The organism is Spirosoma sp. KCTC 42546 (assembly GCF_006965485.1).
Taxonomy (GTDB): Bacteria; Bacteroidota; Bacteroidia; order Cytophagales; family Spirosomataceae; genus Spirosoma.
Genome location: NZ_CP041360.1, coordinates 6,427,684 through 6,446,408, shown reverse-complemented (window position 1 = coordinate 6,446,408; position 18,725 = coordinate 6,427,684). Strand labels below are relative to the sequence as shown.

The window sequence follows — 18,725 nt, the reverse complement described above, 5'->3', positions numbered from 1 at the left end:
TTTTTATGGTTAGTTGGTAGCCGTGTTACAGTCTGTGCTCAAGTGAACAGTGTCAATATTGTGCAGCCGCCTTATAATGGAACATGTGGTGGAACGGCCATCCAGGTACCAATCACAACCACGGGCACATATGGCGCCGATAATGTCTTCACTATACAGCTTATTGGCGGTAGTGCAACTGCCCTAACTTATCAGGATCTTCCGACGAAGGGTAATGCACCTACCCTTGAAATTACCTTACCAGACACAATTCTGCCAGGTGCTTATCGGCTACGTGTGCTGGCGTCGAACCCGAAAACGATAGGGATTGCCAGTACCTATTTTTATCCCCAGCGCAAGCCAACTGCTCGAATTGTTGAGCGTCCGCTGACAGTTGCGCCCTATGAAAGTGTTACGATTCCCATTCAGCTTTTTGGCTCGGATATAACCGCTTACAATCCGTATCGGGTTACAATCAATGATAGTCTGATGCTTAGTAAAGACAAAGCTGCCTCCTTCGTTGCCTATCCGGGTACTAAAACGACTACGTATCGGGTAACTAAAGTTGAAAACGCCTGTGGAGAAGGCACCACGTTTGGTCAGCAAACCGTTACTGTGACTCCTTTCGGTCTACAGCTAACCACCATTGCGCCAGAAGCACCATGCCCTGCTGCAACAGTGCAGATCGGTTTTAGTGCCAATGGTACGTTTGACAGTGGAAACCGATTTACGGTACAGGTCACGAATGAAAAAGGTGACTACGTTGACTTGCCAACAAAAGGTGATCGGAGTCCGCTGGAGATTACCCTACCAGCCAGTATACCTGAAGGCTGGGGAAATTATATCCGGCTCGTATCAACATCTCCCGCCTTAGTGAGCAGCCCATTAGGTGGGCTTTATAGTGGCCGTGCGCTTTCAGTGTATCCAACCCCATCGGCAATACTGGAAACGGATGTGAAAGCCATTCGCTTTGGAGAAACCGCAACATTAGTGGTTCGATTAACGGGACAAAATGTGCAGTGTACGCTAAGTGAGGGTACACAATTGGAGTATAAGCCAGGTGCCTATCAGCCAGTGACCGGACAGTACGAAGTAGTTGTAAAGCCCAGTGTATCCACTACGTACACTATCCGCTCTGCAACAGGCGCCTGTGGCCCTGTAAAAACTACAGGTACGGTGCGGGTGGAGGTTACAAACGGTATCATTGCCGGTAAACTGGCGGATGAGCGTCCCTGTATTGACCAGACTATTCGTGTTCCCATACAGACCAATGCCCAATTTACGGCGCAGACTACGTTTCAGGTACAGATTGGAGGGATTTCCTTACCTGCTGTTTTGCAGAAAGACACCGTAGTGGCTACGCTGACAAGTCAGTCGCTTGGTGTATCGCCAGGATTAGACGGTACGTATTACGTTAGCTCGGATGTACGCGTGGTAACGCAGAATCCTGCCATTGTTAGTACCATCAGCCCCAGCCGCTTTGCGATTGGTTATGTACCCGTGCTGGCTAATATCAACTTGTTTACGCAACTGGGTGCTGATAGGTGGGATGTAGGGTATCCATCAACCCTTAACAAACCGGAGCCAATTCGGATTATGGTCGATGCGAAAAGTAACCTGCCCATAACAATCAGTGTGGCCGAAGGTAGTCGACAATGGCGATTCCCCGCCAATCAATTGCCTAATTCGAGTGATTACCCTTACGCTGTGTTTGGCGATATGCCAACGCAAAGCACGACTTATATGCTTACGGAAGTCAGTAATAAATGTGGTACGCGTCGGTTTTCAGATAAGTCTAAACAAGTGGTTATCAAACAGGCTGAGAATCGACAGATATTAGTGGATGCCCTGCCAGATCGAATCTTCTGTGCGGGGGAATCTATTTCAATCCCTTTTCAGACTACAGGCGCCATTGCCGACTCCGTTCGCTATCGCGTAACCCTATATGGATATAGTATTTACGGGTCCAATTCAGTTGTACCTGTGGTCATTGGCCGGGCCCTGAAAAGTCCAATAACAGTCGTACTGCCCGATGTAGAAGCAAGTACGTATTCCCTGCGGATAGAAGCCGAAAACGTAGCGTTGACCAGTCGGGACGTATTTTTAACGATTCATAAAAAGCCGACTGCCTCCATCTCTCCAGGTTCCACAGAAATCATTGCCGGTGAATCGGCAACGCTATCAGTAGGCGCAAAGGGAGGTAGGCCTTACACGTTGCTGACGGCTGACGGAGACTCCTACCCGGTTACTGCTTATGACGCTGGTTGGCCTAATCTCGATGGAATGGTGGCTATACCGGTTAAACCCGATAAAACAACGACCTACCGGCTGAAATCGATTACGAATGCCTGTGGCACAACGGCCCTCTCCGATGAACGAACGATAACTGTGGTACCGTATCGGCTCTATATTACGACACCAAGCAATCCGGGCAACTATGCCACAACAACGCTGGAGCAAAAGGTAGCCACTTGCCGAAACGGACTACTCTCTGTGCCGTACGCTACAATCGGGAGTGTACCGGCCGACGAAGTCTTTGATCTCCAGGTTTCCAGGGGAAACAGTGCTCCGTTTGAAACGTTATCGTTAACCTCGACCAGTAACCCGCTGGTAGGACGTTTGCCCGATTCATTTACGGCTAATCCCTATGGTAACTACCAGGTACGTGTTGTTGGTCGGAAGACGGGCATCATTAGTCAGACATCACCTTTCTTTCGAGTTTTTGAACCGCCAACGGCAACGATCGCCCTCAAGCCAGGCAGTTCGCCCGTTGCCGACCCAACCGTAACCATACTGGTAAGCGTAACCAATGCCGACAATTTCACGACCTACGGCATTCGTAATTATGAACCAGACTATTCGGGTACTTACTTTGACAGTGTTACGGATCCCAATGGAACCTTGTACATTATGGTTCCCCGTCACAAAACAACGTATTCATTGGCGTTTGTGCGTAATGGCTGTGGTTACGGAACTGTATCCGGAGAAGCGACGGTCTCCGTACGGCCAACGCTCAACATAACCACACCTACACCCGGTTTGCAGCAACTGACCTGCGCCGGGAAAACATTGGCCGTTGCCTATAACACCACCGGCGACTGGAGTAATGGCATAAACGTTGTGGCCGAACTCGTTAGCGCGGATAATTCCAGTCGGGAACTAAGCCGTACAACCGCCCGTGAGGAAACGCTCTCGCTTACACTGCCCACAGATTTATTGCCGGGTGATTATACTTTGCGGCTTCGGTCGGCTGACCCTCAACTGAGCACATCGGTACCCCTACGCATAGCCGCTCCTGTAACGGCCCAACTGACGGGTAATCTTGTGATCAATGCTGGTCAGAAACTTGTTATCAAACCAGTGGTTAGCGGAACGTTTCCGATAAACTACAGTCTGTCTAACGGGTCTGTTGGTATGTGGCAAACAGGAGCACCCGTCATTGAATTAACACCCAGCCAGAGTGGTACATACAGGCTTGCTTCTGCCAGTAATGTGTGTGGTGCTGGTTTCGTTAGCGGTTCACTAACGATTTCGGTCAACCCGACAAGCTCCAGGTTCATTACAACGGACCGGGTAAGCGGTAGGCTGTGCGGGGGCGATACGGTACTGATTGACTATACGGCAGCGGGAATCGCTACCAGTACGCTGACAGTCCAGCTTTCCGACCGAAACGGTGATCAATACGCTCCTGTGCCCACGATTGGCCAGACCAGCCCATTGCGAGCCGTGTTGCCTATGGGTTTACCGACTGGTATTAATTATCGCTTCCGGGTTACGAATTCTGATCCGACAGTTGCCAGTTCCGTAATGCTGTCGCCGGTAACGATTCTGGAAAAAACAACAGGATCAATTCTAGGGCCGCCGTTCACCGCTCCCGGTAAACCTGCCAATCTCACGCTTAGTGTGACCGGCTCTGTACCGGTTTCGGTAACGCTGGGGCAGGATGGGAGCGCTACCAGAATTTGGCAGGTCACTGAGCCTGTAACAATTGTAAGCCTGCCAGCTGGTTCATTGCCCGCCACGTTTAGGCTATTGGGCGTTAAGAATGACTGCGGCCCTGGCCTCATCCAGGGTACTGGTATTGTACGGTTAGAGCTGATAACCGCTATAGAACCCACCGGACTTTCCATTCAGGTTTTCCCTAATCCGGTAAGTGAGGACATTTTTATCGAAAACTTACCTATAGTGCCACTGGAAATTGAGCTTTGGTCTACAGATGGTCGGCTTATTCGCCGTAAAACGTACCAGCCCGCTAAAGCAGCCTCGCTGCCCGTTCATGATTTACCCGTTGGTATGTATTTTCTTCGGGTTAATGTTAATCAAACAACATTGACGTATCGCCTGATAAAATACTGATGGTTAGATTTTTATTGGCCTTTTTTAGCCTTCTGTCGATTAGCAATGGCTATGCTCAGTCGATTTACATAAATCCGAGACGGAGCAACTGTCCAGGCGCATTGGTGTCCGCCGATTTTGGGGCCAATGGCGTTAAATTTGCTTCCGATAATCAGTTTGTCATCAAACTAGAAAGCACCAATGGTATCGTTAGCCGGGAACTATCCGCTACGGCGGTTTCCGATTTCGGGCTTCAGTTGCGATATCCAGATGACATTCCACCCGGTGAGTACCGAATGACGCTCCGTTCGTCGAATCCGGCGTTGACCTCTCCTCTCAGTCAGCCCTTCCTGATAGCCCCAAGGCCAACGGCCAGCATCCGGGCCGTTCAGAAAGACGTAGTAGGGCCGTTTGAGCCAATACCCATTGAATACACGTACAGTGGACCCGCTGATGCTAAAATCACCTTGAACGATGGCACAATTATTCCACTTAGTTGGCTTAACTATGTTCCTCCGAAAACTACCCGCAACTATTTAGTCCGAGCAGCCCAGAGTACTACCTACACCATTGCTTCGGTTACGACAGAGGCGTGTGGTAATGGCATTGGCAGCGGAGCAGCGGCTGTGCGCGTTAGCCCGGTTGGACTTCGGCTGCTGTCGGTGCTACCCGCCCAGGTATGCGCGGGTAGTCAATTCAATATCGCGTATTCGACCAGCGGATCGTTTGAAACGGGTAACCATTTTACCATTCAGGTGCGTACGTATCAGGATAGTTTGGCCGCCCAGTTTCCGGCCGAAGCGACACCCAATGGGCTGACGGCCGTAATGCCAGAATCGATACCTCCATCTGACTATTATTATCTCACCGTTATCGCAGATAAACCTAACGTGGTCAGTCGGTTGAATGGCTTCGTGGTGGTACGCAGAAAGCCAGCTATTCAGCTCACAAACAGCACCATTAACATCATGTGGGGGGCCACGGCAGAATTGCCAATGGTGGCAACCGGTAAAGATCCCATTGCGATTACATTAAGCGATGGGACCGTGTTGGATCAGCAGCAATGGGATTACCTATATAATCCGAATGAGGTCATTGAGAACCGGTTTTCGTATACCGTTTCACCTATGCAGACCACCACGTACCGAGTCCAATCGTTTTCAACTGGTTGTGGCAGCGGGCCTGCAACGGGAGCGGTTACGGTGCAGGTAGGGCCAGGGCTGAAAATCAGTTCGCCGGATAATTTAACCGCTTGTGCAGGTACAGAATGGCAAGTGCCCGTAACAATTGGGGGTACGATACCGGCAACCAATCGCCTTTCAGTGCGAATAGCCTATGGGCAGCAGGAATGGCCTTACCGATTAGATACGCTGTTGGTTCCAGCCTCACTTTCAGCCGGAGTATTACGCCTTGTGATACCAACGATTATATCGGGCCAAACTAAATTTCGTATTGAAGGCACTGATCTGTTATCACCTTCTGATTGGAATACGCTTTCGGTTCAGACGGCTCCTCGGCTGACGACGTTTCAGATCGATGAGTCGAACGGTCAGAAATCACTGCGGCTGGTTTTTAGCGGAACCATTCCCGTTACGTTCAGACTGAACGACGGACGAACTGATATTGCCATGCCACCAGCGAGTGCATTTGGGTATATCCTGCCGCTGAAAGGTTATCCAACATCCACCTTCAGTGTCTTAAGCATGTCCAACGTTTGTGGTATAGGTGTTGTCAGTCAACAGCCCATTCAGTACGATAATCCGAACCCGCTTCGCATCCGACTCAGCGATTCCAATCCCAAATCGGGATGCGTTGGAACCAGTGCCAGTATTGCATTTGATGTAACCGGTACATCAACGGCAGCAACAGTCTATTCAGTTGAGTTGGGTACGTTCGATTACATGACCAGTCGGTTTGTTGTACAGCAGACGATTGGCTCAGGTTCTCAAAGCCCTATACAGATAACCCTGGGCAAGGATGCGCTTCCCGAAACATTTATTCGGATCGTGACCACCGACCCACTGGCAGTAAGTGAACCGGAACGGTTTTCGGTGCAAAAGCCAGCTGTTGCGTCCTACTACCCAAATGGGAGAACTGTTCCCCTGCTTTACGAGCAGATTGAATATCCTATGAATCTGGGCGTTTCAGGTGGCCAACCTTTTGACATAACTTTTACCAATGGAAGAGATTTTCGGAAGATCTTTCGTTATGAAAACAACAACTTTCCCAATATAGAGATTTCCGCACCTGGCAACTACTACCTGGAGTCGGTTCAAAATGGTTGTGGTGCTGGCACTATCCGATCAACGGATACGCTGTTTGTTCGACCCTTCAGCATCACGACAAATTTAAAGGACCTTGGCGTCCTGTGTGCGGGCAGCCTCCTAAATGTGCCCTTTACAACGAAGGGGAACGCGCCAGCAGATGCCGCGTTTTCAGTTCAGATAAGCCGTAGACGAACCGGTGGTTTTTATGATATTCCTTCGCTGCCATCCCCTTATCCGGGCGAGTTGCTTGTCCGCTTACCCGATACGCTTCAACATTCCAATATCCGACTCGGTGGTAGCTCAATGCCCAATAATTCGTACTACATCCGGGTTGTGTCTAAAAACAAGGATGTAGTTGGCGGGGTAGCGCCGGTGCAGGTGTATATGCGTCGAACCGTGGCGGTTACCTTATCAGCCGCTGGCGAAACTGTGTATGATCCAGCTCAAGGTGCTGTTCAACTGAGAATTGGGGCCAAAGGAAGTGCGCCTTTTTTTGCTTATATAGACAATCGTTCGTATGCTAGTGAGGGAGATAGCGAAGTGGATCAGCAGTTTTCCAATGATAACGATAGTGATGAAACCGTTCGATCAATCGGCGTAACACCCCAACATAAAACGACCTATAGCCTACGAACGGCGTTTAATCAATGTGGCTATGGAACATCGGCCGGGCAGGTAACCGTAACGGTCAAAGCAAAAATCAACCTGCGGATCGTTAATACGTATACAACGGGTATTTGTCCCGGTAATCTACTGTCGCTAACGGCAGTTAGCTCCGGCGATTTTGACTCTGGCAATCAGCTACGCATCCTGTTGAGTACCTCTTCTGAGGCAGCCCTAAAATCGGATGACCGTGAACTGGCTCGCTTCGACTCAATAACTGGCCCGCTACAGGTTAGGCTCCCGGCGGATTTATTGGCCGGAACCCCATACTACATCAAAGTGATTAGTACGCGCCCGGATAATGTGTTTAGTAATGTTGAATCAATTCGGATTGTGCAACCCGCAGTGGCTAGTTTACAGGGTAATACAATCATTAATAGTGGTGAGGTAACCTATATCCGACTAAACTTGTCAGGTGGAGGCCCTTATCAATACGAATTATCGACTGGGCAGACTGGCAACTCGACTGAGGAGGGTGACATAAATATTGTGGTTCAACCCAGTCAGTCAACTACGTTTACGCTGAAATCAGTGCAAAACGCCTGCGGAAGCGGACAAGTATCCGGTAGTGCAATTGTAGATGTATTGCCACCTAGCTCAGTTACTCTATCCCTGGCTGGATTTTTTCTGACGAGCATTTGTGCCGGCGAGAAGGTGCGTGTGCCACTTACTATTCGCGGATCAAGCGGAGGATCACAAACTTATCGTGTTCAGTTGTCAGATCCCCTGGGTTTATCATTTCAGGATATACCAACCGTTGGTGAGGCCAGTTCCTTAACCGCAACGATTCCCCTGAATACGCCATCCGGCAACACGTACCGGCTACGTGTTCGGGTACTCGAAACAAATGTAGTAAGCTCAGCCAGTCCTTTTCCTATTGCAGTTCGTTCCCCAGCGGGAGCAACGCTGAGTGGCCCTCCTTATTTCGAGTCTGGTAAGCCTGTTAGTCTGACTATTAATCTGACGGGAAGCGCTCCCTGGTCCATAAGACTAACTGATTCCTTACAAACAGTTTATTTAGCAACCAGTCGTAGCCCTCTCATCCACAATGTATTTCCAAATCGCTTTACCACCTATCGCCTGGTAAGTGTTTCGAATTCCTGTGGAATAGGTACTCTTGGCACGCCAGCATCTGTTCAAGTTGGCTTACTAACCGCCCTTAGCCAGCCAGCTACTGAACCAGCAATACAGTTGATGCCCAATCCGGTAGCGTCTGTTTTAAACATTCGGTACGATCAATCCATTCAGATGCGAACCGTACAGGTGATTACTATGCAAGGCGTTGTTGTCATGCGTGTAGCTGGACCACCCCAGGCCACCGGCAACCTTGAATTAACTACGCAATCCTGGCCTGCCGGAGTTTACCTGATTCGATGTGAAACGGACAAGGGAGTTTGGGAAAGCCGCATTGTGAAACAATGATATGCACGGGCAACACAATAAAAAAAAGCCTTTCCTGAGTTCGTTAGTGTCTGTTGAGTTAATAAACAGGCTCAGTTGCTCACAACTTAACGACGGCCAAAAGAAAACGCTGAAATTTATCGTTTAAGGGTGTAGCAACCACCTAGTCACGTTCTCTCATGGCCGATCAGCCCAACTGGCTTCATAAATTAGGCAATTTACTGGTACCCGCCAGCCAACCTCAAACCCGCCCTGTGGCTACGGTGACCAACAAACGGATTCTGGATGAGTTGGTGGCTTCCTTCGAGGACTCCATCCATCGGGAATCGGTTGGGACAAGTATGCTGTTCAATGCGCACTTTCTGGTTATCCTGCATCCGGACACCTACGAGGAGCGCCAGAATGCCTTTCCGGTTATTGTCGATGAAGCCGTGAAATCCTTTAAAGCCATTATCGAGTCGCAGAAAGGGCAGTATGAACGGGTAGCGCCGGTGGCCTCAAGCTGGTTCGTTAAGTTTGGCGGTGGCCGGGAGTTTGGTGGAGAAGACGTCAGCCCGACAGATGTCTACGTTGTGGGTGCCCTGACGGGTATTCTGCCTGGCAATGAACAGCGCCAGTCGCCGGATAAACTACACGTAACCCGCCGGGTAAAGCAAACCAACCGCTATGAAAAAGTAGATGTTGACCTGAACATGTTTCAGCATATCGACTTCCGTGAGCCGGGTGCGTTTGTGGTAAAGTTTAAATTTGATTCGTCGCCCGCCCTGAGCGAACGGCCACCCATGCCGGGCTCCGCCACCCGAAACGCGACGGTTTTACCGCGTAGCCTTGCCGCCGGACTGGCCGAGATCAACTATTACATTGCCGAGTTAAACAGAGAGGATTCGTACCTGATGCGCGACCGGGAGATTGTGGTGGCGCGGAAAGAAGCCGATAATCAGCATTTCCCAAATTACCTGCTTCTGGAGTCGGCCTACGTTTCGAACCCACACGCCCGCATTCGGTATGACGATGCAACGGAGAGCTTTCAACTCGCGTCATTCAGCCGAAATGAAACCCGCGTGAATGAACAGCTTATTCCCCGTAGTGAACCCGCCAGTCCGCAGTGGTATACCTTACCCGACAAGGCCCAGATTCTGCTCAATAGTATGGTTACGCTACACTTTCAACGGACTGCCTAGCCATGATCGATGCGCTCCTTGTTTTCGTACTATTCCTGTTCGTCGTGTTTATGGTCTTGAAACATTTTCAGGATTTACCTCGATAATATAGTAGACAGAATTAACAGACGGGCCGACGTGTCGGATGTACAGGATTTTCTGTGACAAAGCCAATCCTGTACATCCTGTTAATCCTGTCAAAAAGAACTGAATGAATTCATTACTAATTGCCGGTCAGACCGATGTGGGTCAGCGCCGAAAGGATAATCAGGACACCTTTGTCTGCTCAACGATTTGGGCAGAGAGCAGCGCGTTGCTGGCGGTGATCGATGGCGTTGGCGGTTATGCCGGTGGCGACCGGGCTGCGGCTATTGCGAAGGAGTCGATCGAGCAATACATGGCCACGCCCAACGGCAACCCCTTGTCGATGTTACGCGAAGCGGTCGTGTTCGCCAATAATCAAATCAATACGCAGCGGCAGCAGGAGTTGCGATTAGCGCAGATGTGTTGCGTTCTGACCACCGCTGTTGCAGATAGCCAGTCGGGGAAGTTGTATTTCGTTCATGTAGGCGATACCCGTTTGTATCGGTATCGGCAGGGAGTTCTCGAAAAACTTACCTACGATCACTCGCTGGTTGGTGTTCGGGAAGATGCCCAGGAACTAACCGAGGCCGAAGCCATGCAACACCCGCGCCGGAACGAAATTTTGCGGGATGTTGGCTCCACAGAACACCGGGTCGATGATCCTGATTTTCTGGAGTCGGGGGAGACCGATTTTCTACCGGGCGATCAGTTGCTGCTCTGTAGTGACGGCCTGACGGATATGATCACGCAGGCGCAGATCAAAGCGATTCTGGATCAAAAAATAAGCCTTGATGACCAGATAACCGCCTTGATTCGACTGGCTAATGAACAGGGGGGCAACGATAATATTACCGTCGTGCTCGCCCGAAACAACGCGCCAGCCCCCGACCAGTCGATCACATCTGCCAGCCCCGAAAAGGCACCCGCGCCGAAACTGCCCGCCGTTCCCGTTACGTCTGAGGCCAACAAAACAGCGTCGGTTGCAACAAAACCGGTTAAGCGTAGTTCGACTGGATTATGGGCGCTGTTTGGTGTGGTAGCCATCGGGTTGATTGCGGCAATTGTGTGGTATCAATATCAACCAGCCAGCCAATCCGACAGGTCCGTGGTTGATAGCCTGCCCATCAGTAGCCAACCTAATGCGACATCGGCAGTAACGGAAACGCTTTCCAAACTCGATTCATTGCTACAAATCGCCTACCGAAGTAAAGACCACCGGCTGGTGTTGCCCGCCGATACGTTCCGGCTTACCAGGCCATTGCTATTCACCGATTCGCTGCAACGTGTCCTGGGCAATGCCCGGCTGACGGTCCTGATGCCCGCCGATTCGGCACAGGCATCCGTAGCGTTTCAAATTACCCGATCAGGCACTGTGCAGCTGGAAAATATCGTGATCAATGGGTTCCGGACGGGTATCGAGACAACCCGGGATACGAAGGTACAGCTCTCGAACGTGTACTTTACAAACGTGGGGCTGCCCATTAACGCGACTGTTCGGCAGGATACCTTCCGCAACGCCGTTGTTACGATTTCGGTACAAAAGCAGCCTGATTCAACCAAAAAAACACTACACTAGTAATGTCCACGATTCGATTTGACACGCGGTTTCCGGGTTACGAAGTGCTGAGTGAATTGGGTCGCAGTAACGCGCGCATTCTCAAGGCACGTCATCTGGCAACGGGCGATCTGGTGGCGATAAAGCATTTTGCCCTCAACACCGATGCCGAAACCCTCCGGCGGTTTCAGCGGGAATCGGCTATCATGACCAGCATTGCTCATCCCAATGTGGTGAAGGTGCGGGAGGTACAACTGGAGGCTGAATTGCCCTATGTTGTCATGGAGCTGATTGAGGGCGGCAACCTGCACCAGCTCATTGCCGGGCAGGGCCAGCTTGACGTGCCAACTACCATTCGCCTGGGCCTGCAAATGGCCAGTGCGTTTAAGGCGATTCACCCGCAGGGCATCGTTCACCGCGATATTAAGCCCGAGAATATTCTCTTCCGGCCCTTGCCCAGTGGTGAACTCCACTTTCTATTGACTGATTTCGGTGTGGCGCGCCTGCACGAGCATTCGAATACGATGACGGGCCAATCATTGATGACCTACGAATATGCATCGCCCGAGCAGTTCAACGATCCGAAAGGCGTGGGCGTCGCAACGGATTATTACTCGCTGGGGGTGGTCCTGTATGAATGCCTGCATGGAAGCGTACCCTTTACGTTAGACGACCATACCGGCATCGTAACCTTCATGAATAAAGTGCTGACGGAAGCCCCACCCGCGCTGACGATCACCACCACCGAACAGTACCTTAGCGCGTTCGCCGAGTTGCTTCAGGGCTTATTGCAAAAGAAAGCCGCTGACCGACTCAGCGATCCGGATGAGTTAACCTGGTTGCTCAAACAGGCCGAACTGAACTATTTGCAGGCTAATCGTGCCACCTCTACACGGCCTTCAACTCCAGAACCAATGAAGGCCGTAGTAATCAGTGAACCCGTACAAAACGAGGTTGAGGTTGTAAACGCTGTTCCGGAGGAGGCACCCGTGGTTACGTCTGTACCGAGCCGAGGTCCCCGTAAACCCACACGGGCGGGCATAAACTGGCCTTTGCTTGTCGTTGTCCTGTTGCTTGGAGGCATTGGCCTGTATTACGCCATTCTCAACCAGAAAGCCAGAAATCCTACGGCGCTTGCCGATACACCAATAACCAATGCCGATACGTCTGGGCGACCTGATTTGAACGAAGAGACTGCCATCCATCAACGGGAAGCGGAGGAAGCCATACAAAGGGAACAACTCCGGCAGGAGGCTCTTGCCGCCGTTGAGGGGCTGACGGTTAAAGTAAACGATTACCGGGTTGGTTTATTTGGGGGCATCAAAAACGTACAACTTCAACTGACGAACCCGAGTCAGGTCACGTTTTCGTCGGTGGCCGTTAAGGTGAATTATTACAAGGAAAGCGGAGGTCTGTATAAATCGGAGAAAGTGTATTTCCGTGACATCGGGCCAAAATCGTCGTTAATCGAGACCGCACCCAACAGCGACCGGGGTACTAAACTTACGTACAAAATTGTCGAGCATCAGTTTGCTCCATCGTTGGATTCACTTATGACTGCTGATTCAACACAATAGAACGCAGATTAGTATGATTATTAAGATTGTTTTGAATTTTCATCTAATACTAGTTGACGAATGCAGAAAATCATATTCCATCTTAACAATCATAACAATCAGCGTTCTATATCATTCATTGACTCATGCCAACCGTAAGCGTCAATACGCATTTTCCGGGTTACGAAATTATCGGTGAGCTGGGCCGCTCGAACGCTCGTGTCCTGAAGGCACGCCATCTGGCAACGGGCGATTTGGTGGCCATTAAACACTTTACGCTCAATACGGATGCCGATACGCTCCGGCGGTTTCGACTCGAATCGCAACTAATGACCGACATCCAGCATCCGAACGTGGTGCGTGTGCGGGAGGTGCAGTTGGATATGCCCATGCCGTTTATCGTTATGGAATGGGTCGAGGGTGGAAACCTGCGTACGCTACTGGGCGAACAGGGGTATCTGAATGTACCCAATACGATTCGACTGGGCCTGCAAATGGCCGAAGCCTTTAAGGCAATTCACGCACGGGGTATTATTCATCGTGACATCAAACCCGAGAATATTCTCTTCCGGCCGCTGCCCAGTGGCGAACTTCATTTTCTGCTGACAGACTTTGGCGTTGCCCGCATTCGCGAACAGTCGCAAACGATGACGGGTCAATCGCTGATGACCTACGAATATGCGTCGCCCGAGCAGTTCGACAATCCACGGGGAGTCGATGAGGCCACGGATTATTATTCGCTGGGCGTCGTTTTGTATGAATGCCTGTCGGGGAGAGTGCCGTTTTCGATGACCGACAGTGCCGGAATCGCCACGTTCATGGGCCATGTGCTGCGAACACCACCGCCGGCTCTGCAATTGCCTTCGGGAAACAACCTGCCGCCAAGTCTGGATACGATTCTGGAATGGACGTTAGCCAAAAATCCAGCCGAACGACTGAGTGATGTCAACGAACTCGTGTTTCTGCTGGGGCAGGCGAATGTGGAGCAATTACAGGTTGGTCGATCTATGGACCGTCGGGCACCCGTTTCGTCGCGGACGATGGCGGCCCCGATACAGGCACCGAGGCCGGTGGCACCCGTTGCCCCGCTACCTGATGACGAACCTGAGCAACGATCGAACGGTTGGACGATCGGGCTGGCCTGCTTTATCGTGACCTTACTGATTGGGCTGGCTATTCTGTACAAGAACCACCAGGACGAAGCCAACAAAAAAGCCCAGATAGTAGCAGATTCGACGTTAACAATGCCAGATTCGTCGACTACCGACACGATGACAGAAGACACGACAGAAACCTCATCAGACTACCCAATGGAAAACACCACCGATTCGACCACAACAGAACGTAATTCGGAACCCATACCGGACACGCCGGTAACTGTACCCGATTCATCGAATGCGGCTGTTGATACGACGAGGACGTTTTAAATAATGCAAATTAAATTCCCTGGAGCCGGTCAACCTGTGTGGTGTCAGTTTCTTAAAACCTATCTGACAGGCTGTCAACTTAACGAGGTTTTGAGAATCGCAACGGCGAACCGTCCTCGCTTGTCAGTTTTAAGAAACTGACATCACAGTTGGGATTAACTTCAAGGGTTGAATACCACCAACACATGAAAGTAACCTCCGTCCCGTCCGGGCGATTGTATTTAGTAGGCGCATCGGTTCTGTTACTACTGCTGTTTGGGCGGCTGTATATGAACCTGTTGCCTGCACTGAGCCAGGCCAAAGAAGCTTTTGCCAATGGTCAGGCGTTGACGCTCAACGCTGGTTTGAAATCAGCGGCAATCCAGCGATTACTCAATAGCGGCAATTATTATAGCGACCCGAAAGACAGGGCATTGGTCGCCGATTCAATGGCGACCAAGCTTCGGCAAAACGGCGCGCCCGATAATTTGGGAGGACTAAACAAACGGCTGTTTTCGGTGCTGGCACCCATTCCCTGGCGTAGTCGGATTGGGGGGGGCGATTTCCAGAGTCGGTTGCAGTTGTCCCGTCAGCAAATGGGTTTCGACTCGGTGCTGTATGTTCGCGAGCTAAACAATCCCAAAGCATACCCATCGTCTGTTAGCGCAGGAAGCGGAACGGAGGAAATTTCGGGCCGGGTTATGCGTGACGAAAAACCGATGGCAGATGTACTGGTGCAGCTTAAACGCCATCCTGCCACCGCCCAACCCGATACACTCGCTGACCGGTTCACCTACGCCCGAACGGATGCCGATGGGCAGTTTTCCTTCACAGGTCTGCCGAGTGGATCCGGTTATAGCGTTGTACCGCTTAAGCCCGGTTTCGAATTTGGTAGCCGCCGGGGAACGAGCCATCTGACCAGTGATCAGAATTATACCTTTAACGCCCGTCGGCATCAGTTGCGGCTCATTGGCTCAACGGTGTACGGGCAGCTCAAGACCGATCATGCGTTTGCCGTTCGCACGCCAGCTGCGTTTACAATGCAGTTCTGGGCGGTTTTGGTGCTGTTTATGCTGGCGTTCTGGGCCGTGCAGGGTGTTTGGGACATCCGTCGCTTTCAACCCGATCCGTTGCTATTGCCCATCCTAATGCTACTGACGGGTATATCGGTGCTGACACTTCTGGCCATTCAGGACCCCTTGCAGGATATGCTTTACGCCTGGCAAACCTTGCAAGGGATTGCGCTTGGTCTGACGGGGATGACGATTTTATCGCAACTGAATATCGGTCGCTTTTATGCCGACTGGCGGTTTGACTGGCTGTTCACGTTCCGTAACCGGGCTTCCGTCCGGCTTTCGGGCTGGACATGGCTGGTATTGGCTGTTGGTCTGGCTACGCTGACCTTGCTCGCCGGTTCGGGGCCGGAGGGCAGTGGTGTACGGGTGAACCTGTCCATCCTGGGCCTGACATTTCAACCCAGCGAGATTACTAAATACCTGCTGCTGATTTTCTTTGCGGGGTTCTTTGCCGCGAATGAGCAGCAAATCAGGCAACTGCCCGATCTTCGCTGGCGCTTTCGGGTGAGCTTTGGGGCATTGGCCGGAGCGGGGTTGCTCATGCTGCTTTACCTCCTGCTGGGCGATATGGGGCCGTCGCTGGTTGTCTGCTTTACGTTTTTGCTGTTTTACAGCATCGCTCGGGGAAACCTGCCCCTGACCCTGGCAACAGGTCTCGGCTATGGCATCGCACTCTGGCTATTACCCGGCTGGATCGCAACACTGCTCAGTTTAGTCGTGCTGGTCGGGTATATGTATTGGCAGGGCGAGGCTCGTTCGCGAACCGGACTGGGCTGGGCCGCTTTATTGACCGAAGCCCCCGTATTGCTCCTGCTGGTGATCGCGATGTTCGCCTTTGGCGATCAGTTGCCGTTCGTGGGGAGCCGTCTGGCCGACCGGAAAGCCATGTGGCTCAATCCCTGGAATAACGATGTATATGGGGGCGATCATCTGGCGCACAGTTTCTGGGCATTGGCCGCTGGTGGCTGGACGGGACAGGGGCTTGGAAAAGGGTATGCCAATGCCATGCCAGCCGCCCATACCGACATGATTTTACCCAGCGTGGGCGAAGAACTGGGCGGATTGGGTGTAGTGGTCGTTTTTCTGCTCATGGGCATACTATTGCACCGGACCTTGTTGCACGCCCGGCGGGCTGGGCAGCCGTTCAGTTTTTTCTTGGTGGCAGGTATCGCCATTGCGACAGGCGTTCAATTCCTGATCATCGCCAGTGGTTCTATTGGGTTGTTGCCCTTAACGGGAATTAGCGTGCCGTTTCTGAGTTACGGAAAAATCTCGCTGATTATCAATTTAATGGCGATGGGCGTTGTATTCAGTGTGGCGCATCGGCCGGGGCAGCCAGAGCAACGGCAATACCTGGAGAAGAACTACTATGTGGTGCTGATGGCCGGTATTGCCGGATTTCTGATCGGCGTAGTGGTTTTGATTGGTCGCTTGTTGCCGATTGTTGGCTGGAAGGGCAGCGAGTATATTGTACGGCCCGCGCGGGTAGTGACCCGCAACGGCGATCCTGTGTACAGCTACAATCCCCGAATCGAGCGGCTGACCCGTGTGCTGGCAGCAGGCACCGTCTACGACCGGAACGGCCTTGTGCTGGCAACAAGCTCGCCCGAACTGGTTACGCAGCAGTCAGCACGGCTTCGGCAAAGTGGCCTGACTGCTGATCAGCTTCAAACGCTCACCCAAAAGCGGCTTCAACGCTATTACCCCTTCGGTGAACACCTGTTTTTCTGGATCGGCGATTTGAATACGCAACTTTTCTGGGGGCAAAGCAATGGCTATTATGCCGAGGCTACACACTTCAGCGAGTTGCGGGGATTTAACAGTCGCCCGCGTAAAACGACCCTTGTAGCCACCGATTACCAGGCCGATCGGTTCAGTCCGACGGTTCAGCAAACGCGTACGCTATCCGTTTATGATTACAGCGAACTCGCTCCGGCCTTGCGGGCCGGGATCGACAGTCGCGAAGTTGCCGAACGGAAAGCTAAAAATCGTGATCTCCACCTAAGCGTAAATGCCGAGCTACAAGTGACGTTGCAGAAGGCACTGGCCCAATCTAAATATAACAACAAACGCCTTTCGGTAGTGGTGCTGGACGCGGCTTCGGGCGATGTGCTGGCGTCGGCGATTCACCCGTTACCGAACCTTAAAACGCCCGAAGTCATGTTGCTCTCGGATCGGGATCGGCTGGAACTACCCTACCTGGTAACCGAACGCGATCTGGGTATGACCTATCCAACGGCGCCCGGCTCGACGGCTAAGATTCTGACGGCGATGGCTGCGTTTAATAAACTGGGCTCGTCGGCCTCGGCGGTTCGCTACCCGATTTCGTGTCAGGAGATCATTCGCCGAGGCACGCGGGAATCGGAACCCTGTGGAGAACTGGTCGATATGCGGAAGGCGATTGTTCGGTCGAGCAACGTCTATTTTATCCGAACGGCGAACGATAATGCATTGGATAACGAACTGGCCGATCTCTATCTGGCCACGGGCATGAACGTCGATCTGATTGGTGGCTACTCTTTTTCGGACACCCATACCGACGCCGAACGTGTTCAGATTCGGCAGCACTGGCGTGATTCTTCGTTTGTCGTTCGTCGGAAGTTGTACCAGAGCACGCAGTATCCACGACGCTACCGGAGTGAGTTCTCGGGCTTGGCATGGGGGCAGGGGCAACTGACTACAACTCCTGCAGCCCTGGGCCGAATGGCGGGTGCCATTGCTAACCGAGGTGTCTTGCAGCCGTCGCGTTACGTGTTGGATCTGGGCGGGAAACTCAAGTCGATCAGTGCAGGGAAACCCATTGCCCGTCGGCCTGATTATGCGGAGCAGTTAGAGGAGTTTATGATCGAACAGTCGAATCCATCGGCGGGGCGGAGTAAGATTAGTGTAGCGCGGGTGGCGGGTAAAACCGGCACCCCCGAACGGATCGTGCAGGGCGTTCAGCGGAACGATGGCTGGTACGTATTTTTCGCCCCTACACCCGATGGCCGTTCGCATACCGTAGTTACGGTGCGGATCGAGCTGGGCGAATCCTCTGCCGATGCGGTCAACTTAGCGAACACTGTAGTAGCGCCCATTTTAAAACAGCGGAATTATTTGGGTAGCTTTTAACCGTAGCGCGGGTGGGATATCCACGCTACATTAAGAAGCTGTTCAAACTTTCTAATTTCTATTGATACTAAATCGATTTTTGTCATTCCGACTTTAGAAGGAATCTCAAGCTTCCGTAATAGTCAAGCTTGA

The 18,725-nt window shown here is 51.8% G+C and carries 7 protein-coding genes; all 7 read left to right on the top strand.

Annotation, left to right across the window (positions count from 1 at the left end):
• Nucleotides 1-42: 42 nt before the first annotated feature.
• Entirely contained in the window at nt 43-4,335 is a 4,293-nt protein-coding gene (locus EXU85_RS26505; protein ID WP_168207873.1) for a T9SS type A sorting domain-containing protein, read from the top strand.
• Nucleotides 4,335-8,666 carry a T9SS type A sorting domain-containing protein gene (locus EXU85_RS26500; protein ID WP_142774977.1) on the top strand — a complete coding sequence of 1,444 codons (4,332 nt, stop codon included), beginning with the start codon at nt 4,335-4,337 and terminating at the stop codon, nt 8,664-8,666. Before EXU85_RS26505 ends, EXU85_RS26500 begins: the two co-directional genes overlap by 1 nt.
• Before the next feature lie 158 nt (nt 8,667-8,824).
• On the top strand, nt 8,825-9,826 hold the full coding sequence (locus EXU85_RS26495) for an FHA domain-containing protein (RefSeq protein WP_142774976.1): 1,002 nt from the start codon (nt 8,825-8,827) through the stop codon (nt 9,824-9,826).
• A 190-nt stretch (nt 9,827-10,016) separates the two neighbouring features.
• Nucleotides 10,017-11,465 (top strand): PP2C family serine/threonine-protein phosphatase, encoded by a 1,449-nt coding sequence (locus EXU85_RS26490; RefSeq protein WP_142774975.1) that lies wholly within the window; start codon nt 10,017-10,019, stop codon nt 11,463-11,465.
• Nucleotides 11,466-11,467: 2 nt separating this feature from the next.
• Entirely contained in the window at nt 11,468-13,021 is a 1,554-nt protein-coding gene (locus EXU85_RS26485) for a serine/threonine-protein kinase (protein ID WP_142774974.1), read from the top strand.
• Nucleotides 13,022-13,146: 125 nt separating this feature from the next.
• Nucleotides 13,147-14,427 carry a serine/threonine-protein kinase gene (locus EXU85_RS26480; protein ID WP_142774973.1) on the top strand — a complete coding sequence of 427 codons (1,281 nt, stop codon included), beginning with the start codon at nt 13,147-13,149 and terminating at the stop codon, nt 14,425-14,427.
• A 185-nt stretch (nt 14,428-14,612) separates the two neighbouring features.
• Nucleotides 14,613-18,593 (top strand): FtsW/RodA/SpoVE family cell cycle protein, encoded by a 3,981-nt coding sequence (locus EXU85_RS26475; RefSeq protein ID WP_142774972.1) that lies wholly within the window; start codon nt 14,613-14,615, stop codon nt 18,591-18,593.
• The last annotated feature ends 132 nt before the right edge of the window (nt 18,594-18,725 follow it).